This is a genomic window from Microcoleus sp. C2D2 (genome assembly GCF_036702495.1).
Taxonomy (GTDB): Bacteria; Cyanobacteriota; Cyanobacteriia; order Cyanobacteriales; family Microcoleaceae; genus Microcoleus.
On record NZ_JAUBTO010000007.1, the window covers coordinates 45772 to 69267 of the forward strand.

General features: G+C 44.6%; 24 protein-coding genes. 12 read left to right on the plus strand and 12 right to left on the minus strand.

The window, feature by feature from the left end:
- The first annotated feature begins 45 nt into the window (after positions 1 to 45).
- The 4 genes from QUB61_RS04205 to QUB61_RS04220 all read left to right on the plus strand — a co-directional run bounded on the left by QUB61_RS04205 (position 46) and on the right by QUB61_RS04220 (position 4046).
- Complete coding sequence (locus QUB61_RS04205; protein WP_333124302.1) at positions 46 to 1377, plus strand: transposase; 1332 nt, start codon at positions 46 to 48, stop codon at positions 1375 to 1377.
- Between the two features lie 314 nt (positions 1378 to 1691).
- Entirely contained in the window at positions 1692 to 3221 is a 1530-nt protein-coding gene (locus QUB61_RS04210) for a phenylacetate--CoA ligase family protein (protein ID WP_333124305.1), read from the plus strand.
- A gap of 85 nt (positions 3222 to 3306) precedes the next feature.
- Positions 3307 to 3723, plus strand: a complete 417-nt coding sequence (locus QUB61_RS04215; RefSeq protein WP_333124307.1) for an element excision factor XisH family protein — start codon at positions 3307 to 3309, stop codon at positions 3721 to 3723.
- Entirely contained in the window at positions 3711 to 4046 is a 336-nt protein-coding gene (locus QUB61_RS04220; protein ID WP_333124309.1) for a XisI protein, read from the plus strand. Before QUB61_RS04215 ends, QUB61_RS04220 begins: the two co-directional genes overlap by 13 nt.
- 242 nt (positions 4047 to 4288) lie before the next feature.
- Here QUB61_RS04220 and QUB61_RS04225 read toward each other — a convergent pair whose 3' ends face one another.
- The 5 genes from QUB61_RS04225 to QUB61_RS04245 form a co-directional block, all read right to left on the minus strand.
- Positions 4289 to 5377, minus strand: coding sequence for a Rho termination factor (modular protein) (locus tag QUB61_RS04225; protein ID WP_333124312.1), 1089 nt, complete (start codon positions 5375 to 5377; stop codon positions 4289 to 4291).
- Between the two features lie 415 nt (positions 5378 to 5792).
- A complete protein-coding gene (locus tag QUB61_RS04230) occupies positions 5793 to 6722 on the minus strand; it encodes a ParB N-terminal domain-containing protein (RefSeq protein ID WP_333124316.1) in 930 nt (309 codons plus the stop codon).
- On the minus strand, positions 6722 to 8224 hold the full coding sequence (locus tag QUB61_RS04235; protein WP_333124318.1) for an AAA family ATPase: 1503 nt from the start codon (positions 8222 to 8224) through the stop codon (positions 6722 to 6724). The genes QUB61_RS04230 and QUB61_RS04235 overlap by 1 nt, the downstream gene beginning before the upstream one ends.
- Positions 8225 to 8510: 286 nt before the next feature.
- Positions 8511 to 9563, minus strand: a complete 1053-nt coding sequence (locus QUB61_RS04240) for a fatty acid desaturase (RefSeq protein ID WP_333124320.1) — start codon at positions 9561 to 9563, stop codon at positions 8511 to 8513.
- A 257-nt stretch (positions 9564 to 9820) separates the two neighbouring features.
- Entirely contained in the window at positions 9821 to 10105 is a 285-nt protein-coding gene (locus tag QUB61_RS04245; RefSeq protein ID WP_333124323.1) for a hypothetical protein, read from the minus strand.
- 120 nt (positions 10106 to 10225) lie between these two features.
- On the opposite strand from QUB61_RS04245, the gene thrC reads away from it, so the two are divergent.
- Positions 10226 to 11350 carry a threonine synthase gene (gene thrC / locus QUB61_RS04250; protein ID WP_333124490.1) on the plus strand — a complete coding sequence of 375 codons (1125 nt, stop codon included), beginning with the start codon at positions 10226 to 10228 and terminating at the stop codon, positions 11348 to 11350.
- Positions 11351 to 11516: 166 nt separating this feature from the next.
- Here the strand turns inward: thrC and QUB61_RS04255 are convergent, their stop codons facing one another.
- Positions 11517 to 12503 (minus strand): mechanosensitive ion channel family protein, encoded by a 987-nt coding sequence (locus QUB61_RS04255; RefSeq protein WP_333124326.1) that lies wholly within the window; start codon positions 12501 to 12503, stop codon positions 11517 to 11519.
- Between the two features lie 411 nt (positions 12504 to 12914).
- Positions 12915 to 13550: a hypothetical protein gene (locus QUB61_RS04260; RefSeq protein WP_333124330.1), complete on the minus strand. Its 636-nt coding sequence runs from the start codon at positions 13548 to 13550 to the stop codon at positions 12915 to 12917.
- 150 nt (positions 13551 to 13700) lie between these two features.
- On the opposite strand from QUB61_RS04260, the gene QUB61_RS04265 reads away from it, so the two are divergent.
- The gene (locus QUB61_RS04265; protein ID WP_333124333.1) at positions 13701 to 14735 is read left to right on the plus strand and encodes a YihY/virulence factor BrkB family protein; all 1035 of its coding nucleotides are present in this window, start codon (positions 13701 to 13703) and stop codon (positions 14733 to 14735) included.
- 690 nt (positions 14736 to 15425) lie between these two features.
- Positions 15426 to 16085: a hypothetical protein gene (locus tag QUB61_RS04270; RefSeq protein WP_333124336.1), complete on the plus strand. Its 660-nt coding sequence runs from the start codon at positions 15426 to 15428 to the stop codon at positions 16083 to 16085.
- A gap of 160 nt (positions 16086 to 16245) precedes the next feature.
- Here QUB61_RS04270 and QUB61_RS04275 read toward each other — a convergent pair whose 3' ends face one another.
- From QUB61_RS04275 to QUB61_RS04285, 3 genes are all read right to left on the minus strand, one after another.
- Positions 16246 to 16938, minus strand: coding sequence for an MAE_28990/MAE_18760 family HEPN-like nuclease (locus tag QUB61_RS04275; protein WP_333124338.1), 693 nt, complete (start codon positions 16936 to 16938; stop codon positions 16246 to 16248).
- Between the two features lie 112 nt (positions 16939 to 17050).
- The gene (locus QUB61_RS04280) at positions 17051 to 17584 is read right to left on the minus strand and encodes a DUF262 domain-containing protein (protein WP_333124341.1); all 534 of its coding nucleotides are present in this window, start codon (positions 17582 to 17584) and stop codon (positions 17051 to 17053) included.
- A gap of 204 nt (positions 17585 to 17788) precedes the next feature.
- On the minus strand, positions 17789 to 18022 hold the full coding sequence (locus tag QUB61_RS04285; RefSeq protein ID WP_333124345.1) for a hypothetical protein: 234 nt from the start codon (positions 18020 to 18022) through the stop codon (positions 17789 to 17791).
- 203 nt (positions 18023 to 18225) lie between these two features.
- Between QUB61_RS04285 and QUB61_RS04290 the strand changes: the two genes are divergently transcribed.
- From QUB61_RS04290 to QUB61_RS04300, 3 genes are all read left to right on the plus strand, one after another.
- Complete coding sequence (locus tag QUB61_RS04290) at positions 18226 to 18402, plus strand: ribbon-helix-helix domain-containing protein (RefSeq protein WP_333124348.1); 177 nt, start codon at positions 18226 to 18228, stop codon at positions 18400 to 18402.
- Between the two features lie 53 nt (positions 18403 to 18455).
- Positions 18456 to 18635: a ribbon-helix-helix domain-containing protein gene (locus tag QUB61_RS04295; protein ID WP_333124351.1), complete on the plus strand. Its 180-nt coding sequence runs from the start codon at positions 18456 to 18458 to the stop codon at positions 18633 to 18635.
- Between the two features lie 69 nt (positions 18636 to 18704).
- Positions 18705 to 18881: a ribbon-helix-helix domain-containing protein gene (locus tag QUB61_RS04300; protein ID WP_333189832.1), complete on the plus strand. Its 177-nt coding sequence runs from the start codon at positions 18705 to 18707 to the stop codon at positions 18879 to 18881.
- A gap of 114 nt (positions 18882 to 18995) precedes the next feature.
- On the opposite strand, the gene clpB is transcribed toward QUB61_RS04300, so the two are convergent.
- Positions 18996 to 21611, minus strand: coding sequence for an ATP-dependent chaperone ClpB (gene clpB, locus QUB61_RS04305; protein WP_333124357.1), 2616 nt, complete (start codon positions 21609 to 21611; stop codon positions 18996 to 18998).
- A gap of 438 nt (positions 21612 to 22049) precedes the next feature.
- Here clpB and QUB61_RS04310 point away from each other — a divergent pair, with 438 nt between their 5' ends.
- Both QUB61_RS04310 and QUB61_RS04315 read left to right on the plus strand, forming a co-directional pair.
- On the plus strand, positions 22050 to 22304 hold the full coding sequence (locus QUB61_RS04310; protein ID WP_333189835.1) for a hypothetical protein: 255 nt from the start codon (positions 22050 to 22052) through the stop codon (positions 22302 to 22304).
- Positions 22305 to 22511: 207 nt separating this feature from the next.
- Positions 22512 to 23066: a hypothetical protein gene (locus tag QUB61_RS04315; RefSeq protein WP_333189837.1), complete on the plus strand. Its 555-nt coding sequence runs from the start codon at positions 22512 to 22514 to the stop codon at positions 23064 to 23066.
- A gap of 304 nt (positions 23067 to 23370) precedes the next feature.
- Here the strand turns inward: QUB61_RS04315 and QUB61_RS04320 are convergent, their stop codons facing one another.
- On the minus strand, positions 23371 to 23496 hold the full coding sequence (locus tag QUB61_RS04320; protein WP_333189839.1) for a hypothetical protein: 126 nt from the start codon (positions 23494 to 23496) through the stop codon (positions 23371 to 23373).

The window sequence follows — 23496 nt, forward strand, 5'->3', positions numbered from 1 at the left end:
TATCCACCTAAACTAAATAAATCAATTAATTTACCGAAAAAAGAGGTGGCTAAGGTCAAAAAAACGATGGGAGTACAGCAAGTATTGCTGTCTCCCACTAAAGAAGTTGAAGCAGTATTAAATTACCTTTGTCGGCAATCTGGTAAGTTGTACAACAGCGCTGTCTATTTTGCTCGCCAAAGTTTTTTCAAGACTGGAAGGTTGCTGACGGGGAAGTTTGATTTATCTTTTGAACCGTCAATTTCTAAGTCGATGGTTGCTAAGTCGTTGCCTTCAACACCCATGCAGCAAACTTTGATGTCGGTAACGGAAGCGTTTAAGAGTTTCAAAGAGCTGAAAGTCTTATACAATGAAGGTCAATTACATTTTAGACCTCAGCCTCCGAGCTACTTAACAGGTTCTAAATTGTTTAAAGTTGCCTACCCAAATTCTGGTGGATTAAAGCCAGCTATTATCGACAACCAGTTGAGATTTTCCTTGGGTTTAACTGTACGGCGCTGGTTTGGGATTTCTGAATTCTTTTTGCCCATGCCGTCAAACATTGATTGCTCAAAGGTTAAAGAGTTCACAATCCTTCCTAAGAACGGTGCTTTCTACTTAGAAATGTCTTACGAAGTAGAATGTCAGCAGCATGATTTAGATCGCAGCCAAGCATTGTCAATCGATTTGGGAACTGCTGATAATTTGGCAGCTTGCGTTGATACGCTCGGAAATTCCTTCTTGATTGATGCTCGCGCCATGAAAGCGATGAATCAGCTTTGGAACAAGAAAGTAGCAACTAGAAAGGAAGGAAAGCCCGCAGGTTACTGGGATAGTTGGCTAGACCGCGTAACCCGCAAGCGCAATCACCAGATGCGCGATGGCATCAATAAAGCTGCGAAGCTAATTGTTGACCATTGTTTGAAACACGGTATCGGCAATCTGGTAATTGGATGGAACCAAGGCTTTAAGTCTAATAAGGTCGATATGGGTAAACTGAACAATCAAAAGTTTGTTCAAATGCCACTAGGAAAGTTGAAAGATCGCTTGAGCCAACTGTGCAACTTGCACGGCATTAAGTTCACCGAAACAGAAGAAGCATATACGTCCAAAAGTAGTTTTCTTGATGGAGACTCCCTACCCAGGTACGGTGAAAAACCGCCTGAGTGGAAAGCATCTGGAAAACGAATTAAACGTGGACTGTATCGCTCTGCTGATGGAACTGTAATCAATGCAGATATAAACGGGGCTGCCAACATTTTAAGAAAAGTAGCCAGTAAGTTAGGTGTAAAACTTGACCGACTGTGTAGACGGTGTTTGACCACCGTAGCGAGAGTAAAACTTTGGGTGTTACCTAAAGCTGCTTTGTCCGCAGAATCTCAGTGGCTTAAGCCCTGAGAGTGTCAATGGAACTTGCTGCGTCAGATTTTCACGCTTGACTGAGACTGGGAGTTTTGGACGATCGCTGAATTAATCTTGACATAGTGTGTCAGTGTTTATTAGTCGATCGGCTGCTCGGTCATGACCTGCGGTTATTGTTAAAAAAGCGGTTTCCTGCTATTGAAGTTTATCGACTGCGCCCTCTTTTCGATCGACCTCAAAATGTGTTCAAATTTTTAGTGTCCAGCCCAATGTGCCATCCGGTCGCGCCGCGCTACTAATTGACTCGCTTAGCGATCGAGGTACAAAATACGCATTTTAAGGAGCAAATCATGCAGCCAGAACAGCGTCAGCGAGCAATTGGGGCGTTTGAAGAGTTTTTGAGGGCGCCGCTTGAGGAACCATTACAACAGCAGCAGAGTCGAGTTGCCGAATCCGGGGCGATCGCGCTTTTTCAAAAAGTCGCTGCCACAGTACCAGCTTACCAGACTTTCCTAGCTGGACTCAACATCAATCCCGCCTCAATTCAAACCCTTGAAGACTTCCAAAAATTGCCGCTAATTACCAAAGAGAATTATTTACGCTGTCACCCGCTACCTCAGTTGTGCCCCCAGGGCAAATTAGAAACTTGCGATTTCATTGCTGTTTCATCGGGTTCGACAGGAAACCCGACATTTTGGCCGCGTTTTATCAGCGACGAGTTACAAATTGCTGCTCGTTTTGAACAAATATTTCACGACAGTTTTTACGCTGACACTCGCCGCACTTTAGCTGTCATTTGCTTTGCGTTGGGAACTTGGGTAGGCGGAATGTACTCGGCAAATTGCTGCCGCTATCTAGCGAGTAAGGGTTATCCCGTTACAGTTGTGACGCCTGGGAATAATAAGACTGAAATATTCCGAGTTGTGCAGGAACTTGGGGAGCATTTTGAGCAAGTAGTTTTGTTGGGATATCCGCCGTTTATCAAAGATGTGATTGATAGCGGAATTGCTGGGGGTGTGGAGTGGCAAAAATATCGAATTAAGATGGTGTTTGCGGGGGAAGTGTTTAGCGAAGAATGGCGGAGTTTGGTGAGCGATCGCACTAATTCTGACAATCTATATTACAACTCGGCGAGCCTTTACGGTACTGCCGACGCGGGCGTTTTGGGCAACGAGACACCGCTGAGCATTTGCATCCGCCGCTTTTTAGCAAACAATCCGGAAGCAGCACGCAATTTATTCGGGGAATCGCGATTGCCAACGCTGATGCAGTACGATCCGAAAAGTCGCTTTTTTGAAGTGAATAATGACGGCACGCTGTTATTTTCTGGCGACAACGGCATCCCGCTAATACGCTATCACATCTCGGATAACGGCGGTTTAATTTGTTACGAAGCAATGCTCAATTTTTTGGCTGAATGGGGATTTAACCCTGTGGCACGTTTGCAGCAAGCAGCAGGTATGAAAGTTTCTGAGTTCCCCAGAGGAATTCGCTGCTTGCCCTTTGTCTATGTATTCGGGCGATCGCACTTTACCGTTTCCTACTTCGGTGCTAACATTTACCCGGAAAATGTCACCGTAGGTTTAGAAGTTCCCACCATTCGGGAATGGGTGACGGGAAAATTTGTACTGCAAGTCAGGGAGGATTCGGAGCAAAATCGGTTTTTATCCGTGGTTGTGGAATTAGCCGCGGGGGTGGAGGGCGACGAGGAGATGAAGCAGGCGATCGCATCTTCAATTCTCGCGCAATTGCGGCGGTTAAACAGCGAATTTGCTAATTACGTGCCGCCCGAATATCAGTTACCTGTGGTGACATTAACGGAGACGGGCGATGCGGAGTATTTTCCGATTGGGGTGAAGCACCGATACACGCGGCAATAAGTAGTTTGAATTGACGATCTATCAGTTTTAAAAAGTTTTGTGTTATTATATAATTAGGGTGACATTTGATGGTTCAGCTTAAAATATGCCAGCAAAAGACATCTACCACAATACTGTCAGAACAGCTCTAGAAAAAGACGGCTGGACGATAACAAACGATCCGCTACCATTAAAAATTGGCAAACGTACTCTCAACGTCGATTTGGGTGCCAAAAAACTATTTGCTGCCGAAAAGCAAGGTCGCAAAATTGCTGTAGAAGTAAAAAGTTTCGTGAGTGCTTCACCAGTTCATGACTTAGAAGAAGCTGTTGGACAGTATATTGTCTACGAAGATATTCTAGAGCGCTCGGAACCTGAACGGATAATATATCTGGCAATCCGTGCAGAAGTTTATGCACAAATTTTTTCTGAACCTATCGGGCAGCTTTTGTTAGAAAAAAAGAGATTTAAATTAATTGTTTTTGATTCGTTAAAGGAGACAATTGTCAGATGGATAGACTAGATGAATATCGCCGATTTATTCAGAAAATCTTAGAGAGTTATGCCCAGATTCCCTACCTCTACGGAGAAATTAAAAGCAGCGTTATTGTTGACAGGGAACAAAACAATTTTTTACTGATTCACGAAGGCTGGCAAGGGCCTCAAAGAATTCACGATTGTATCGTCCATGTGGAAATTATCGACGGCAAAATCTGGATTCAACAAGATGGTATAGAAACGGGAATTACCCCAGAACTTGTAGAATTAGGAGTGCCTAAAGACAAGATAGTTTTAGGGTTTCATCCGTATCATGTTCGGCAGCATACGGGATATGCGATCGCCTAAACCAGCTTACAATAGAGGAAACAGGTTTTTATATCTCTGCCGAGGACTATTCTGAAAGCCCGATCGCGCTTTTTGCCGAGCTCTATTCTCTTTATCTGCGTGAATCAGCGTCCATCAATTGTCATCTGCGGTTACAAAATTCTCTTTTTTTAACCGCAGATGAGGGCAGATAAACACAGATTAACGCAGATGAATTAGCCGGAATTGATATAATTAGTCTTTAACTATTAGCAATTACCGCTTTATTTGCCGTCAGCTTCCCTGAGAGCCGCCAGAATTTCCGGTCGTTTCATGCGCGCGTAGCCCCGAATTTTCCGGTTTTTGCCGATCGCCTTCAATCGCCTCAGCGAAAGAGTGTCGTAGTCTTCCTTTGGGGGCGGAAACGGCAACTCCAACTGCAACTGCGGTAGCTGAGGTTTTTGCTGGGCCTTCGGCTGCTTCTTAGGCTGTGTTTTTGACTGGGTTTTCGGTTGTGCCTCTGGCTGTATTTCTGAGTGCGCCGCCGCGGCTCCCAGTTGGCGGCGGAGTGTTTCTATTTGATTTTTCAGGTCTTTCTCTACGTCTTCTATCGCGTCTGAAACAAACTGATTAATTGTTTGAACTGTGCTTTCTAATTTTCTTGACAGCAGTTTTTCTAGTTCATCCAATTGTCTCAACGCACCTTCTAGATTTACCTCAGAAATAACAGCAGATATCGGCGGATTATCGCTGCCCGATTGTGCAATTTTATTAGCCATTTTATCTACCTTTTCATTAAATGTTTTTTCAACTTGTTCGAGCAAACGTTTAATCTGTTCTATTGGGTCACGCTCAAACTGCTGGTCAGTTAGAGCTTTTACTTGCTTTTTTAGCAGAGCTTCATTTTTTTTAACAGATTTTTCTATTTCTTTTGTTAGACTTTCTACTTTTTTTTGAAATGATAGCTCAAATTGTTGCAGTAGAGTCTCAATTTGGGCAGTTTTCTGAGTCGGTTGCGGAGCTAAATGTTCCATTTCTGCTTGAGCAACAGCTACCTCCTCGTCGGTCATTTCAAATACCCAAGCCCACATTTGCTCGATGCCGAGTTCTTTCGCAAGAATACACCAATCTGAGCCGCAGACAACTTCATATTCTTCTTCATTGCTGTAAGCTTCAGTGGGGCGCACAATTAAAGGAATTAAGTTGCTGCCTTGCTCGATTAAACTTCTCCTGATAGCTTCGCGGCGTTCGCGGGGAATCTCCCCCCTGTGAGGGTCTGGTACTGCTATTTGGGAAGTATAAATCTGACTGTGACTAATTGGCTTAATCCGCAAATATTCCACTATTCGATTTTGATCGGACGATCGATCCATCTTGTTACAAGTCCCCTTTTGTCATGAAAATCTGGTGTTTGGGTATTTATGTATATTTGCACTTTACAGCCTGCGTTTTAAGTGCTGCAGGACTAACCCAACAACTCTAACTGTAGGGTGTGATACAAACACCTTACCCTGACTGTGGTAAGTTAAAGGGTTTCTTGACCTCAGTATTCCAAGTCTGCGATCGAACTCAGTTATCTGGGGAGATATCGCCTTGCTGCTATACCTGTGCGGCTGGCTGTGCGGTGACAGCCAGGGCGACAAAAGTTACTGCAATTCCTAAAAAAAGCGGTTGTGATGAGTTTAACTGCCTGCGGGACACCAATGATCCACTGCTTTACTCATCTTTACTTTTTGTGGCGTAGAGACTCACTGAGTCAAAGTTGCCAGTGGCGACAGGAATTGCGAGTTATGAATATTTGTGCCACTTATCAATTATTTTAATTATTGCTTTGTCGGTTAACCCTTCAATACGTTTCACCGCACTTGTAAATGACACAAACGGCTGCACCTCTCGTTCTTTGATTATTCTGTCGATTATCTGAGACTTCAAGCCAGTATCTTTAAAATTCGCCAAGAATCCAGATTTATCTAGAGTATTGAGTGCTTCCAACGCCGACATTGATTCGGAAGTTAGGTTTTCAACTTTTGGTATCCTCTCTACCACCACTTGTTTTTCGGGTGGCGACTCTGATTTCAACTCATTAATTCTGTTTGCTAACCCAGCTTCAACTAACAGAGGTACTTGTTGTAAGATTCGGTTTTCAAGTTCTTGTATACTCTGGGCTAAAACTTTTTGTTCGCGGGCGTACTCGGCTTTTAATTGATTAATTTGACTGGCAAACTGAGCTTCAATATTTGTTAGTCGCTGTTCTAAACTAGATGACTCTTGGGGAGTTTCATTTTCACCTAAATTAGGGACTTCGACCAAAGAAACCGGGTTTTTTATTGAATCTGCGGGCTGCGACGAAGTATTTTCGTACAAAAACCCGGTTTCTGGGTTCTCAACTAAATTCTCAATGATTGCGGTTTTTCTGAGAATTTCAAGTTGTTCGAGGAGAAGTTCTTCATTTTCTTCTTCCAGGATGAATGCTCCGATTGTCTCGCCTTTGAGAGGTTCTATTTCCTTTGCTCTTGCCGCCGCGTAGTATTCAAAATCTCCGTCTACTATCTCGTAGGCATCCATACCGTTGCGGCGGACAATTATCGGATTAATCAATCCTCCTGATTCTAAAATCAGTCTCGCTAATTTATCCAAATCAGGCTCTGCAAAATTGGAACGTGGCACTGCGGATGTAATTCTTTTCACTGCAACCAGTGACGGAAATAATTTTTTCATTAGTTTTTACCTATTTTTTCTAAAACTTCAAGTGCTAGCATTTCAAATTCTTGGGAGGCGATGGAATCTGGTTTAAAGTCTAGCACTGAAATCGGATCGGCGATTTCCATATTTCCCACGATTTGAAATTGTTCTGCACACTTTGCTAAATCGTCTCTCTCGTAAATTACGCTGTCCATGATTTCAAGGCCGTAGCGTTTGGGAATTGTCTCCCTCCGCTTAGGCAAACTATACTGTACAAATTTAGCATTAGCGGAGATTTTGCAAGCAAGTACGCCTAAAATTGCGATCGGCTGTTTGCCGATTATTTTCCTGAATCCGTTAACTTTTTTGATAAAATCCTTGACATTAACCAATCCTTGATTGGCAAAAGGCTTTAAGTCAGAAGGAATAATTAAATAATCCGCCGTAATCAGGGCAACTCTGGCGTAAAAATTCAAAGATGGTGGCGTATCGATCAGTACAATATCATATTTATCCTGTACTACGGCTAGTTTCTGAATTAAAATCATTCGGCTGTAATCTAGTTGATTAAATTCTGTTTCTTCGTGCATCAAATTTATGTGGGAAGGAATCACATCAATTTCGGGATGGCAAAAACTTGACTTGCGTGCTACTTCGCCTATCGAGTAAGCATCTTCTGACTGCAAAACGTGAAGAATGTTGCAATCTTTCAAGTCATCTTGTTCTTCATCCTCAAATTTTACTAAACCTGTCGCAAAGGTTGTATTTGCCTGACTGTCTAAGTCGATTACCAAGACTCTGTTACCTTTTTTGCTCAGCGCGGCAGCTAAATTGACTACTGTTGTAGTTTTGCCAACGCCGCCTTTGTTATGGTAAACTGCAATGATTTTCATAGTATTTTGCCTTTTTTGGGGAACGGTTACATCTGATTTAGCTTGAATATTAACGAGATTATTTTCAGGTATTTCTTCCGGTTCTGAGATTTGAATTGGCTCAGGTTCTGCGGTGGCCCAATTGTCTGGTTGTACTGGGACTTCGCTAATTAACTCAGGACTAACTAAATTAATTTTATTATCTTCCAGTTCAAGTTTATCGGGAGTTTTTATAGGTTTTAAACTATTTCTGCCAATTAAAGCTATAATTTCCTCAATTCTAGTTTCTACGTCTTGTCCAGCACACTTAAAGACTAGCTGAACCTCATCGGCGCTTCTTGCATAAATTCTAATTTCTTTACCGTTAGTTATGAGGCCGTAGCGGATGCTCAAACTTTTTAAATAGCGATTGAGTTTTCGCAGGTGGCGGTCTAAATTTTCCTTGGGATGTTTAGCCTCCATAACTACACTCATCGGCGAGTCTGCATCGACAACTATTGGGATAACTGGGGTGGCAAATGAGAGGAAGTCTAGACGAATATTCCCAAATGCGATTTCTTGGTGCCACGAGTCGGGGGTATATCCCAGCTTTGGCAACAGATAACTGACAATGAGTTTGCTTTCTACTTCGCTTTCGTTGCGACAGTTATTGGGATTGAAAGTCATTCGATTTTAGATTTTAGATTTTAGATTTTAGATTTTAGATGGGGAATGACTGATTTAATAATGGTACGGATTGTGATAAGCTGTCGCGCATTTAAATTGTATATTCAGGGCGGGCGGGACACCCCACAAGACTTTGATTTTTTTTGACATACAATTTAAATGCCGCAACAGCTTATTGACATTAGGGTACGCATTCCTCACCTTACAAAAGCTACGTATTGTAATATTGAAAAACCCGGTTGTGTTTGACAAACCGGGTTTTTAGGGGAGCGAGCGCGCTTCAAAACTATTTTGTTTGAGCGTTAAATTCCTGCAATGTCTGATAGCCCCCAGCCGGATCGTATAGGTGACAGTTGTCGGCAATCCGCTTCATTAAAGACCAAGAAAATTCTGTTTCGTAGAGATGATCTTGCCAATTTTCCTTTAAGCTGCTGTGGGCGAGGCGCAAATTGTACCAGGGAATAGCAGTTGAAAGGTGGTGGGGAACGTGGACGTTAATGTCGTGGCACAGAAACTCTATCCAGCGGGGATAATCGCAGTGAACTGTTCCCGATAGTTGCGCTTGGACTTCGTTCCATTCTTCGGGTTCTTTAAATGAAATGTCTGGTGCTGTGTGGTGGACGATCGTAAAAGTGCTCATCCAGAAATGGTAAACCATCCAGGGCACTAACCAAAATTTGACAAATCCCCAAATGCCTGTGGTTGCAATTAAAATCGGGAATCCGATCGCAGCACCGATTAAAACTACAAAAACTGAAAACCGCACTTGTTCTTGTTGCTGTTTGCCTTTGAAGCGCCACCACTTAAAGTGTACTTTTGCCCAGTGGGCGATCGAGCCGATCCACCACATCCGACCGAATATTAAACTATAAGCTATTTGTAAAGGCTTGGACGCGCCAGCGTAGTCTTCTGCTGTCATCGGCTGCCAAGCATTATCCTCACCCATTTTGTTGGTGTGCTTGTGGTGGTAATTATGCCCGTGCCGCCATGCGTGAAACGGGAAAATTAACGGCAGAAATGCGAGATGTCCGACTAAATCGTTAACCCAGCGGCGGTTAGCGAATGACCGATGACCGCAGTCGTGGCCGAGCACAAAAAAACCGGTTAATCCGGTGCCTGTGAAAATCCACATCAGGGGCAGTAGATACCAAGGCGATACTGCTATGCCCCAGTAACCGACAGCAACTAGCAAAACGTTGACGATGACTTTTGTCCAAGCTTTGCGGGGGTTTTTGACGAATACTTCCCGCGGCAGGGTTTTGAGAATATCTTTGAGGCGCAGGTTGGAAGGGTCACTTGCGGATGTCAAATTTAGTGGTTTTTCGATCGATGCTGTCATAAATAGATTTCGATTCTCCGTATGCCATGAGGATGGCTTAACAAATTAGCGCCCTAAAAAAGCGCAATAAAATGTCAGCTCGTTGCCAGCTTGTGGCAGACGAGTTGAGCAGTAGGCAAACGCGTTTTAGCAAATGCTAGCGATCGCTATCCGCAGTTAGGAATTTCTAGCACTTTTGGCAAAAAATACTGCGGGTAGCCAAACCTTTGTTTTTATAACACAGGGGTAGCACACTTAGCATTAGCGGCTGTTGTCTGCTAATTGCTGTTGCTGCTACCAGAAATCGGGTCGAGAGCCGGCAAGCCAGCGATCGAGCGTTGCTGTTTGAGGCTTTGCACTTGCAGCAGCAAGGAGTCGATTTCCGCTTGCAGGTGCAGGAACTTAACTTGCTGATCGGCTTGGTACGGGCACTTCACCGAATCTACTTTGCTGGCAAAACTGGTCGATCGAACCGAAGAACTAGCCATTTCGGAATTGCTAGCCTCGGTTTGAGGTCTCGAAAGAGTGGATGAACTATTTGACATCAGTAATTGTGTAGACATTTCTACTTACTCACACCATTAAGATACTTTAACCTGAACCGATCGTATTAAACATCAAATTAACCGATCGAGCTAAAATTAGTGTAAATTCTTCGGCCATTGCCTAAAACCATTGACATCGTGACCCTGATTCTACCTGCTACTGACTCTGCTGTTAACTCCGCTGCCCGCGCAGCCTCGCCGAAACGCTACGGCTGGCCGGGCTTGATCGAAGCTTATCGCCCCTACCTGCCGGTGACGGAAACCACGCCGGTAGTCACTCTCCAAGAGGGCAATACTCCCCTGATTCCAGCACCTGCGATCGCCTCTCTCATCGGTCGAGACGTGCGCGTCCTGGTGAAATACGACGGCCTCAACCCCACTGGTAGTTTCAAAGACCGGGGGATGACAATGGCGATTTCCAAGGCGAAGGAAGCTGGTGCCGAAGCAGTAATTTGCGCCAGTACCGGCAATACTTCGGCCGCCGCCGCCGCCTACGCCCGACGCGGGGGGATGCGAGCTTTCGTGTTGATTCCCGAGGGTTACGTGGCTTTGGGCAAGTTGGCGCAAGCTTTGCTTTACGGTGCGGAAGTAATTTCGATTGGCGGAAATTTCGATCGAGCTTTAGAAATTGTCCGCGAAATGGCTGTCAATTATCCGGTGACATTGGTCAACTCCGTCAATCCTTACCGCTTGGAAGGTCAGAAAACCGGAGCTTTTGAAGTGGTGGACGCTTTAGGCGACGCCCCCGACTGGCTCTGCATTCCCGTGGGAAATGCGGGAAACATCACAGCATACTGGATGGGTTTTTGTCAATACCACCAAGCTAGAAAATGTTCGCGCTTGCCGCAGATGATGGGATTTCAAGCAGCCGGGGCTGCGCCTTTGGTAACGGGCCAAGCAGTGGCGAACCCAGAAACCCTGGCGACGGCAATTCGGATCGGCAACCCCGCTAGCTGGAAACAGGCGATCTCGGCTTCCGAAGCCAGCCGCGGCAGTTTTGCTGCCGTCACCGACGCTGAAATTCTCGACGCTTACCGTTTGTTAGCATCCGAGGAAGGGATTTTCTGCGAACCGGCGAGTGCAGCTTCTGTGGCCGGTTTGCTGAAGGTAAAAGACCAAGTTCCGACGGGGGCGACAGTGGTTTGCGTGCTGACTGGTAACGGTTTGAAAGACCCGGATACGGCAATTAATCACAGCAACAATCTATTTAAAAGCGGCATTGCTCCGACTTTGGATGCAGTAGCTGGGGCGATGGGGTTTTAGAAGAAGTCCGAGGGAAGAAGACCTTTGGGCTTCGCGAGCGGGTAAAAATAAGGAACAGGGAAGAAGTTATGGGCAATTCGATTCTCCTGTTCTCCCTTTTTTTCTTGAGTTATACGATCGGCTGTTGGGTCGAATTTGCCTGCATATTTCATCACTTTGGATGCGGTTAAGATTTTCCGTTGTCGTCAATTTGCGATCGCCCTGGGGCAAGTTTTCGCAAAGAGCGGCCAATACGACGAGGTTTCGGAACTTTACTTTTGCCTGCCGGCCATCCTTCGCGCTGCTGGGAGCGATCGCCATCGGTTTCTTCGGTTTGGTCGTGAAACAAAATTTGTCGCGTGGGATAAGGCAAATCGATGCCGTTTTCCACAAGCTTTTTTTTAATAGCACAAATTACCTTGTCGCGCGATCGCATATCGTCAATTCGGCGCGGCGGAGAAATCCACCACCGAACGCGGATCTTGACGGTACTTTCTGCTAGCTCAAGCACCAGCACATCGGGTGCAGGATCTTTCAACACCTCATTTATGCTGTACAGTGCTTCCAGCATTAACTGCTTGGCGCGGTCAATATCGTCGCCGTAACCAATACTAAAATCGTATTCCGTGCGGCGTTTATCGAAAGCAGTATTCACTGTCACCGAATTCGTAAATAATTCGGCATTTGGAATAACAATCCGGCGACCATCATAGGTGAGGATTGTTGTAGCGCGCGTCTCAATATTTTCTACCGTTCCCTCAAAGTTTTTAAACACAATTTGGTCATCGATTCGGAACGGTTCCGTCAACAGAATTAGGATACCGGCTAAGAAGTTTTGCAAGATATCGCGAAAGGCAAAACCAATCGCCACCCCGCTAATTCCCAGCAATTGAATCAAATCCCCAGCTTTAAATGTGGGAATTACAATCGAAAGAGCAACAAACAGGCCAACTAGAACGATAATACCCTGCGCCAACCGTCCTAACACCAGCCCCAAATTTCGAGCTTGGCGGTGGTGGCGGGTAACTCGCCTGACCACTCTCTTAATTTCCCGAGCCAAAAAGAAAAAGATTGCAAAGACAATTAACGCCAGCACAATATTAGGCAGCATGATCGTAAAGCCGTCGATCATGCTCTGCATCTTTTTCCAGACTAGGGATATCTCTGCCTTCATGAAGTTTCCTCGCCTATCAGTCGCTGTTGATAGTAGTAGAATGTAGCTCGATTAAGTTCTATCTAAAGACTGTAGGTTGGTACGACGCGAGGAATATTTTTGGGCCGTTCTCAAAATTTTGAATGCGGATTATAGGTTGGGATATATAGCAATCCTTGCAGGAGTCGTAAATTTTTTACCCCACCCCAGCCCTCCCCGCGAGTTCGGGGAGGGAGTAAGAAATTCACAAATGATTTAGGATTGCTATAGTAAAGTTACATCGATTAGTAGATTATCTGTAGATGGAGAATCATAAAGAAGCGGATAAATTAATGGCGCCTAATTGCAGGAAAAGGAAAAACAACCCATCGGTGACTAAATCCCACCTGCCGATGGTAATCGCCATGCCGACAATTCCTGAATTTTTAATTCCTAATTCCCAAACGGCGGTAGATCGAGTAACTGATTTTTAGAATGTGGAAGCGGGGCGGGAGTTCTGCCGGTTTGGGCGGAAGTTTGGCGGATTTCCAGAGCCGTTTCGGCAGGATTTTCCGTGCGAGTAGGTACTATCTCTAAAGAATATACTGTCTCTGTCTTTGCAGGGGAAGAAGTTTGTGCTTTGGTGAGTAAATCAACCGCATCTCCGAGAGCGCTAGTTAAATTTTTGCTAGTCTCGGCGTGACGGGCTTCTTCTTGTTTGAGGGCTTGAGTAAGTTGTTTAACTTGTTCGATCGCCCGATCGCGCTCTTGGAGAACTTCTGCTAACTTAGCTTTAAGTTCGGCTACTGTTTGCAGTTGTGCGACTTCCTCCTGCCGAGCCACTCCAGCACCCTCCTCTTCGGGCACAATGGGGGAAAAACTTTGTAATTGCTCTATCTGCCGTTGCAGAGAAGCGATGCTTTGCTGAGTTAATTTGGCATCATTCCGGCGCTGCTCGGCTTCGGTATTGTAGAGTTGGCGCCACTGAGCAGCACTTTCACCGGCCTCATCTCGATCGCGCGAAACTTCTGTTAACTGCTGTTGCAGCCGCTTGATTTCATCTAACCACTGTCTGACATCCTGATCCATATTGATTTTAGATTTTAGATTTTAGATTTTAGATTTTAGATTAACAATGGCGCATTGGTAATGCCTTAATTAATTAACGCTCGTTATTTCCAGTTGCGCGATCGTCCTGCATCCATTTTCCATTTTCCCCTTCCCCGTCTCCTGTGCGCTATGAACATTTTTTACTGGTTGCGCTACCTGATTTTAGCTTTGTTTAAGGCGCTTTTGAGACTGCTTCGAGCTCTCAAGAGAAAATTTTGTGGTTTTTGGCTTTTTTGTCGGTGTTTGACTTGGGGCACGCTCAAGGAAGTCGGCGCCAAGGCGGGAGAGCAGCGCTTGCCGGGGCTATCTGCAGAAATGGCCTACAATTCTATGCTGGCGCTGTTTCCGGGGCTGTTGGCTATCTTATCTGCGATCGCTCTGTTTGAACCTTTGCAGTCAACACTTTATCAAATGGCCCGTCTTTTGGGCGAAGTTATACCCGATGACGTGCGGAGTTTAATTCGGGGCTTAATCAAAGAAATTCTGTTAACTCGCAATCAAGGGCTGTTTTCGGCGAGCTTTCTTGCGGCGATTTGGGCATTTTCTGGAGTAATGAGCGCGGCCATGGCTGCACTCGATCGCATCCATCAAATCCCGAGCGATCGAACTCGACCATTTTGGAAAGCCAAACTTATTTCTCTGGCGCTGAGTATCGGCACAATTATACTATTGATTCTGGCATCAGGAGTAGTATTTGTCAGCGACTTAATTGTACAAGCTATTGCACGGCAGAGTTGCCTGCTGGAGTCCGTCGCCAATTGCGATTTAAAAGATGTCCAAAATTGCTTGCTGCTCGCCGACAAATGCCCTTTGGAGTCGCAACTGTTAGGTGTTTGGCGGCTGTGGCGGTGGCCGATTTCTTTAGGAATTGTATCACTTGCCTTTGCTTTTATTTACCGCTACGGGCCGAGCCGCCGTCAAGCAGATATTCCTATTTTGTCGGGAGCTGTTTTTGCTGCTATTTTGTGGGCGCTGTTTTCAGCTTTATTTCGGTTTTATGTTTTGCACGTGGGCAATTTTAGTTGGGCTTACGGCACGATCGGAACTTTTATTGTGTTGCTGCTGTGGCTCGATCTTTCTTCTTTGGTGATGCTGATCGGCGCTCAGTTAAATGTGACCGTGGGAAAGGCAATCAAACAAGCTAAAATAAGGGGTAATGGGTAATTGGAAATTGGAAGTACGCTCGCGTAGCCGAAGTATTGGGAATTGGAGTCAGAGCAGACCGATTTGTATTCCCAGGATCTGCGTGGAAGGATGTAACGAATAACAAATAACAACTAACAACTAACAAATAACTATTGTTAATTGCCGGCAGCCGGCTCACCGGCGCAGTAAAGTGGTGAGGATACCCGAAACAAAAGAAAGCAAAATCAGTATCCAAATAACACCACCGGGAATGAATGTCAAGAGACCAACGCCTCTGAGAATCCAAACTAGCAAAGTGATACCCAGGATAGTCCAAAAGATGCGGGTAGAGAGGCGCATTTGAAATCTAGGAGAATTAGTCATCAGAAATATGGGTTAGAAACCCCGTCCTTTTAGGACGGCTTTACATTAGAGTTAAAACTTTTGTGGGGTGGAGGGGTATGGTTGCCCCTCCGGCGAGGTATGGTTGCCTCAATCTCCTTTCGGAGTAAAGTTAGCACGCGCCTTTGTTTTAAGAGCTTGTTAGGCCCAAAGCACTGTCCCAGTGACCTTAGAAGTGTTTAACCTTCAGCGACAGAGCAAGGAACTAGCTACGCATTCCAGGGTGTCGTGACTCAAAAAACGTAGTCAGTTAAGACGATGGCCCGTCAGAACGGCTTGTCAGATTTCTCTTTCAAGCCTCATGCCTTTAGGCTGAGGTTCCTGACGTTGAATGTTAAAGTTTTGTCTGGATCAATGATAGCTGCTTTGCTGCCGATCGGCAGTTACCTCACTTTTATTTCGACTCCCGGTTCCACTGTTGCGCCTGGGGGTACAAATGCGCTGGGAGAAGTCGCCAATGCTGCTCAAAAAACACCTGCTGCAAGTTTAACAATTTCCGATCGCACAATTGGAGCCGCGAAGGTGGGGATGACTTTCGGAGAATTGAAAAAAGCTCTGGGTTCCACGGCTTTGTTTAAGGTAGAGTCTCCTTTTATGGTAGACTTTGATGCTGTGGCTGTCAGCCTGTCGGGAAAAGTGCAATATCGGATTATCTACGCTGCGGGTACAAAGCTGAAAGATGCGGATGTCATTGAACTTTTGATGACTGAGAATTCTAATTATAAAACAGTTCAGGGCGTCGGGCCGGGAATGACTCTGAAACAAGCTGAGGCAATTTACGGTAAAGCTACTTTATCTTACAATGTTGAGAATGAAATGAGAGAAGGGGTTGTATTTGCCAAGCAACCCACTAAAAAGATTATGTTTGTTCCCAAGGCTGAAGGGAAACAATTTGCGGGGGTTTACGGGGCCGGTCAAGGGGGATTTTATCAGACTAACAAGTATCAGCCGAATGCTGTAATTAAGTCTGTGATGGTGCGGAAGTAAGTTAGTATTCCTGGACGCAAAAACCTGGTTTTTTAAGGTAATTACGTCATTTTAGGTTGATGGCGCGAGAAACCGGGTTTTTTGCTGTTTCAGCAGGCTGTAGGAAGTATTCTCGCAACAACCCGGTTTCTGGACACCTGCGAGTCTAGAAATATAAAAATTAAGGAGTACCTGCGGGTAACTCCAAATACTCTTCATTGTCAAGATAATCTCTGATATTTTCCAGTATTTGCGTCAAATACTCTACGACTTCTTCCTTCATTTCTAATAGTTCCTCAATAGCCTGATCTTGCCCCACTTCCTCAAAAGACTTAATCCCATGCGCCAAATCATTCCTGTTGCTTTTAACAACTACAAGATTTTGCCCGTTCTTTGTCTTAGTAAAGTCGGTTTGATATGAAAAACCATATTTTTCTGCTATTTCTTTAATCAACCTAGCATCCACATTTCCTGAAAACAGTTCCTCGCGCTCAAATGTAGCTGTGATGATATCTGTAGAGATTTGGTTGATTGTTAAATGAATTTTTTGAGGAGAACGGTTTTTCAGATTTTGGAGGACAATCACTTTGATTTTGGGTTTTAGTCGGTCAAAGGAGATTCCTTTATTTTTGAACTCCTGGAATATGGCTTCAATCGCATTTCGCATAGTGGATTCAACTAAGTTATACAGTAACAAAAAACCATTAGCTCTCAGGGTTTTTGCTAACTCAGGATCGAGACTTTGTATTTTGTATGTGCCAGCAGGATCGAATACAGCTAACTTCGTTGTCTGTTTTTCCAAGCTCTCCAGAAAAATAAAGTAATTATCCACATCTTTAGCGCGTGTATTAAAGTCGAAGAGTACAGTTTCCATGATTATCCTAGCAGTCGATCGCAGACATATTCAATACACACAACAAATTTTTGATTTCCCAAACTAATACCCAGAGATTTTTGGCTCTCTTTCAAATGTATTTACTTTGCTATTAAAATGATTGTAGCCGCTCAAATAAATCTCTTCGGAATTCCTCATTTGCAGTTTTGCTTAGTTGGATTACCCGAAGTGTAGTTCGATTGAAATGCCTCTGACGAGGCATGAGTAAATCACTAAACTTAAATCCATTCAAATGCTCTAATTTTTTCAGTCCACTTAAGGTTAATTCGTTGTTGACAAATCTGGTTAGAGTACGAATGCGTTCTGCACCGTCTACGATCTCTAAACGTGATTCATCATTTTCATCATCACCGAGATCGGCAACGAATAGATAAGGTATTGGTAGCCCCAAAATTACAGATTCGATAAACTTTGATTGCCTTGCTTCATCCCAAGTCATTTCACGTTGGTAGTCAGGAATAAACAACTTATTAGTATCATCGTCAATTCCTTCCATATATTTTTGAACGAGTATTTCGACTGGATACTGTTTGGTGTCGTAATTAATTTGCTGCCGATTATCGCGAATTTCCATTTCTGCAGCATTTCTGTCTTGAAGCGTAATTCCTTCTAGTTTCGATCGCATATTTTTAAGTAACGAGAAAGTGTTGTGGATACGATAATTTTACCACAGCCCAAGGTTGATAAAGTCCTGTTCGGAGAATTTTAGTCTCTCAGCCACCCCAGTATAAATTCTGATTTGGCTGAGAGGGTACGGACGATCGCACATATCAAAAAAAAGTGCGATCGCCAATGTTTAGTTAACTGAAACCGCCTCAAAAATTACCATTTATAACCCGCTGGCGAGGGAATTGGCAGAGCGGCCCAACGCCGATAAACGGTTGCTGTCCCCGCTTAAATCGAACACAACCTCAAACTTAACCTGAGGTATAGTTTGTCGCAGAAACTGAAAATGCCCGTCTGCATCTGAACGACTGCGGAAGCGGGCGACAATCATCCATTGCTGAGAAGGTAACAAACGGGCGATCGCCCAACAGTGCAAGCGGTCTTTATATGTCATCATAGAATTCGTCTCCATTGAATGTTGGAGCCAGAGCCAGCCCGGAACCTTCCAGAGTAAGGGGCTGGCTTCTGACTTTTTAGGGTCTGAACCCTATATACACTTATAGCATCATTTGATGTTATAAGACGCAAATGACATAAAAATATATATAATGATGTTAGAGTGTAAAATTAAAGACAATTGAAGTAAAACCGTGCCCACCTATGCCTTCACGTATGCGAGTAACAGTTACACTGCCAGAAGACGTTCATCAAGCCTTGTCCGAATGGGCCGAAGAAGAAGATAGAACCCTCGCAAACCTTCTCTCCCATGTGGCAGCTAAAGCAGTCAGAGATCGCCAAGACGAGAAAAAAGATAAATCAGAAAGCGATCGCCCTTAAGCGATGGCCACGGCCTAAGATGGACTGTGTTGAAATGTTTGGCAGTACAACGAATGGCTTCACGGGGAAGAGTTACCGCATACCTACCAGAGGAAATTCAAAAAGCTCTGGAAGAATGGGCAGAAGAAGAAAGCAGATCCGTCAGCAGTTTGACAACTTACCTGCTGACGAAATCTGTTAGAGAGCGTCAACAGCAGAAAAAGGACGAATCCCCGAGCGATCGCCCGAGTTGAAGACGGCGCGATACTGAAAGGGTTTGGAGTGTAAAATTTAAGACAATTGAACAAAAACCATGCCGGCCAATGCCTTCACGTATGCGAGTCACAGTTACACTGCCAGAAGACGTTCATCAAGCCTTGTCCGAATGGGCCGAAGAGGAAGATAGAACCCTCGCAAACCTGCTTTCCCATGTCGCAGCTAAAGCAGTCAGAGATCGCCAAGACGAGAAAAAAGATAAATCAGAAAACGATCGCCCTTAACAGCGATCGCCCCTTATCCCATCCGCGTCCATCCGCGTCCATCCGCCTACATCTGCGGTTAAAAAAGCTCGCCCCTCAAAAAAATAAGGTGGGCCGCAACCCACCCTACCCCAATTATTTAGCAGTCACCAACTGAGCAGGCAGCCGCTTAAACGCCAACCTTTCATTCTCGATATCCACAAAAATCGTATCGCCATCAGCAAAATCTCCCCGCAAAATACCCTTCGCCATTTGCGTTTCCAACTCCCGCTGAATTCCCCGCTTCAAAGGCCGCGCACCGTAAACCGGATCGTAACCAATTTCTGCTAAAAAGTCGATCGCAGATTCCGACAGCTTCAGAGACATCTTGCGTTCAGCCAACCGTTTTTCCAAGCGCTTGACTTGCAACTGCACGATTTGCCGCAGTTGGGTCTTGCTCAAACCGTGGAAGATAATCATCTCATCAATCCGGTTCAGGAATTCCGGGCGGAAAGTTCCCCGCATCGCTTCCATCACCCGACTCCGCATTTGTTCGTTATCTCCCGCCACATCTAAGATGTATTGAGAGCCGACATTCGAGGTCATAATAATCACAGAATTCTTAAAATCTACTGTGTGACCTTGAGCATCGGTAACGCGGCCGTCATCCAGAATTTGCAGCATGATGTTGAATACATCCGGGTGCGCTTTCTCGATTTCATCGAATAGAATCACAGAGTAAGGACGGCGCCGCACAGCCTCAGTTAATTGTCCGCCTTCATCGTAGCCGACGTATCCCGGAGGCGCACCAATCAACCGCGAAACCGCGTGTTTTTCCATGTATTCCGACATATCAATTCGCACGATCGCTTCTTCCGTGTCGAACAGATAAGACGCTAATGCTTTAGCTAATTCGGTTTTGCCAACACCCGTGGGGCCGAGGAAGATAAAACTCGCAACCGGACGATTGGGATCGGCTAAACCTGCGCGCGATCGCTGAATTGCATCTGCAACAGCCGTCACCGCTTCATCCTGTCCGATTACCCGCTTGTGCAGTTCATCTTCCAAGTGCAGAAGTTTCTGCATTTCCGATTCAACTAACTTGCTGATCGGAATTCCCGTCCACTTGGAAATAATCTCGGCAATGTCACCTTCTGTAACTTCTTCCCGCAGCAAACTTTTACCAGTGGTTTGAGTTGCTGACAGTTGAGATTCAGCTTCTTGCAGTTGTTTTTGCAATTCGGTTAACTTGCTATATTTCAACTCAGCAGCGCGGTTCAGGTCATATTTTAATTCAGCTTGTTGAATTTCAATATTCACCTTATCAATCTGTTCTTTAATCTTTTGAATGCTGCCGATGACACCTTTTTCAGATTGCCACTGGGCATTCAAACCGTTTTGCTGTTCCTTGAGGTTGGCTAAGTCTTTTTCCAGTCTTTCCAAGCGTTCGATCGAAGCAGAGTTACTTTCTTTTTGCAGCGACAGTCTTTCCATTTCTAGCTGCAAAATCCTGCGGTCAATTTCGTCTAGTTCTTCCGGCTTCGAGGTAATTTCCATTTTGAGTTTAGCGGCTGCTTCGTCCACTAAGTCAATGGCTTTGTCTGGAAGGAAGCGATCGCTAATATATCGAGTAGACAAAGTAGCCGCCGCCACTAGGGCGCTGTCAGAAATTTTAACGCCGTGGTGAACTTCGTACCGTTCTTTCAAGCCCCGCAAAATCGAGACAGTATCTTCAACTGTCGGTTGGTCAACATAAACTTGCTGGAAGCGGCGTTCTAGTGCCGCATCTTTTTCGAGGTACTTGCGGTATTCGTCGAGAGTTGTAGCGCCGATACAGCGCAATTCTCCCCTCGCTAACATGGGTTTAAGTAAGTTGCCGGCATCCATCGAGCCTTGAGTTGCGCCAGCACCGACAACGGTGTGAATTTCATCGATAAATAAGATGACTTTGCCGTTGCTGTCGGTCACTTCTTTGAGTACCGCTTTCAAGCGTTCTTCAAATTCTCCCCGGAATTTGGCCCCGGCAATTAAAGCGCCCATATCTAAGCTAATTAATTGTCGGTCTTTGAGAGATTGGGGGACATCTCCGGTGATAATTCGCTGGGCGAGTCCTTCGGCGATCGCAGTTTTTCCGACTCCCGGTTCCCCAATCAATACCGGGTTATTTTTGGTGCGACGGCTCAAAATTTGAATCGTGCGGCGGATTTCGTCATCCCGTCCGATTACCGGATCGAGTTTGCCTTGACGCGCGGCTTCTGTCAAATCTCGGCCGTATTTTTCCAGCGCTTCGTATTTCCCTTCTGGATTTTGATCGGTCACTTTGTTGTTCCCCCGGACTTGGGTAATGATATCTTTGAGCTTGGCTTCAGATAGTTTAAATTCTTGTAGTAGATTTTTGCCGAAGCGATCGTCCTTAACGTAACCTAGTATCAAATGCTCGATCGAAATAAATTCATCGCCGTACTCTTTGCGATAAGTTTCGGCGCGATCGAGCAAAGTGTCGAGAGAACGACCTAGATAAACGTTGCCGCCGCTTCCAGAGATTTTCGGCTGGCGGCTGATAAACTCATCAGTGCGATCGCGCAATTTTGCTACAGAAACTCCAGCTTTGTTAAATAAGCTGCTAGCGAGTCCCGATTCTTGTTCCAGCAAAGCTTTCATCAAGTGTTCGCTTTCTAGCTGCTGCTGCTGAGCTGCTTTGACGAGTTCGGGAGTGCGGGCGAGGGCTTCCCAGGCTTTTTCGGTAAATTGGTTTGGATTATTCGGTTGCATAAATTTTAATTCCCTGCATTAAAAATGATGACTGCTGTAGAGGCAATTGCTTGATTGCTCGTACAATTGTCATTGTAGGGAGTTGCAGAGGGGGGGCGGATCGGTGTTCCCCTATCTTGAGATAGGTATTTCCGTCCTGATTACTAATACGACTAGCAAAAAGACAACGGCTGTTTTGCGTGCAAATAAGTCGTCGGTACGGGTTATCCTCAAAAACAGCGACTTGTTATACGACTTTCGGGCAAGGATAAACGATTCCCTCTGCTGCGTGCTACAATGTAGTATGTAGAGAATTCTTATTTTATAACTCTAATCCCAAAATTCGCCTGGGCAACCTAACCTACGATGGACAACAATTTGCTCTTCTACAGATCAATCTCTGATATTCTTAGGGTCTTTGTTGTACCTGAAGTTGAGGGCAGAGTTGACAACGGGTCAGTGAAGGTGGAAGAACTACCACTTGAACTCAGAGCGTTTAGAGCTATACAAAGGCAATTACCAGATGGCAGTATTGAGCCTATTGTTGAGATAAACAACGAAATAAATTTAATCTTAGAAGTCAGAGTTAAACAGGCTGTGCAAGCAGGCGAACCAGTCACTTTCGATAAAATTCATCCCGAAGAGTGTTTTATTGTTCCACCCATATATGATGAGCAACCCGCCGCATACTTTTTGTGCCAAACATTTTTGTGAGATTATTTAATATTATTTGACTGTAGAGCAAATCAGCTAGGTCTGTCGCAGGAAGAAATTGAAGAACTAAAGAAAGCAACTCTCAATTATCCAATTCAGAAGTATGCAGAAAACCAGGAATTTATAAATGTAGTCAAGCCAAAGGAGAAGCTTCAGACTTTAATAAGCAGTAACTGGGTTCCTGCACCTGGCTACTGTAGACACGCTATGCTATACCTCCACGAACACCAAACCATAGACGAGCGTTCTTTCTTGGAAGTTGTTAATCAAGCCTACAGTGATGATTTTTGGCAGGAAAGAATCGCTTTTTGGCAAGAAACTAACTTTTTTAAACACAGACTTCAGTATATAGAAAGAGCTATTAACGCTCACCTTAAAAAGGATTACATTTGTTCTATATACGTTTTAGTACCCCAATTTGATGGTATTGTGAAAGACTACTTACGTCTTTGTGGTAATAATCCACCAAATGGATACATTGATTGTGTGAGAAAGCTTAGGAGTATTGTCCTTTCAAGAAAAGTAGTTTGTTTTTCTAGGGACATCCTTGATTCGATATTTGATTATCTTGAAGACGGTTCTTTCTGGAAAAATACTTCGACAATTTCCGATTCAACATCTTCAATTAATCGCCACGGCGTTGTACATGGAGTTTTTACTGGTTTTGAAAGCGAAGCGATCTCTATGAAGTATTTGATGTTGTTAGATGCACTATCTTTTGTGATTCTCCACGACAGAATGCTAACTGATGCTTCTTGGTAGTAAGACGATGCTTACTACCAACTGTAAGGAACTGTACCACAACTTTACAATACCAGGAATTACGCACGACGAGGCCAGAAACCGGGCTTCTTCGTGGATTGCCAAACTAACCACTATATCATGATTAATATCATGGCAATAGGTAGATGACTGTAAATATTTCAGTATTAACCCATCCCAAGATGCTCTAATTCTTGATTCAAAAAGTTGGATTATATCAAGAGGGAAAACTTGCATTTTCTCAAGTCGAGGTCATTTTTATTTTGCTTACAGCGTACTAAATTAGTGGAGGGGTAAATAGGAGCTAAACAACTTGCAAAGTAGAAACTGGTTTATAGGCGCGCCACAGGGCCAAAGTTGGCGATCGCGCTGAGTACCAAGCAGGCGTATCGCTCAATCCAACATGGCGCACTTTAGCCGATCGCACCAA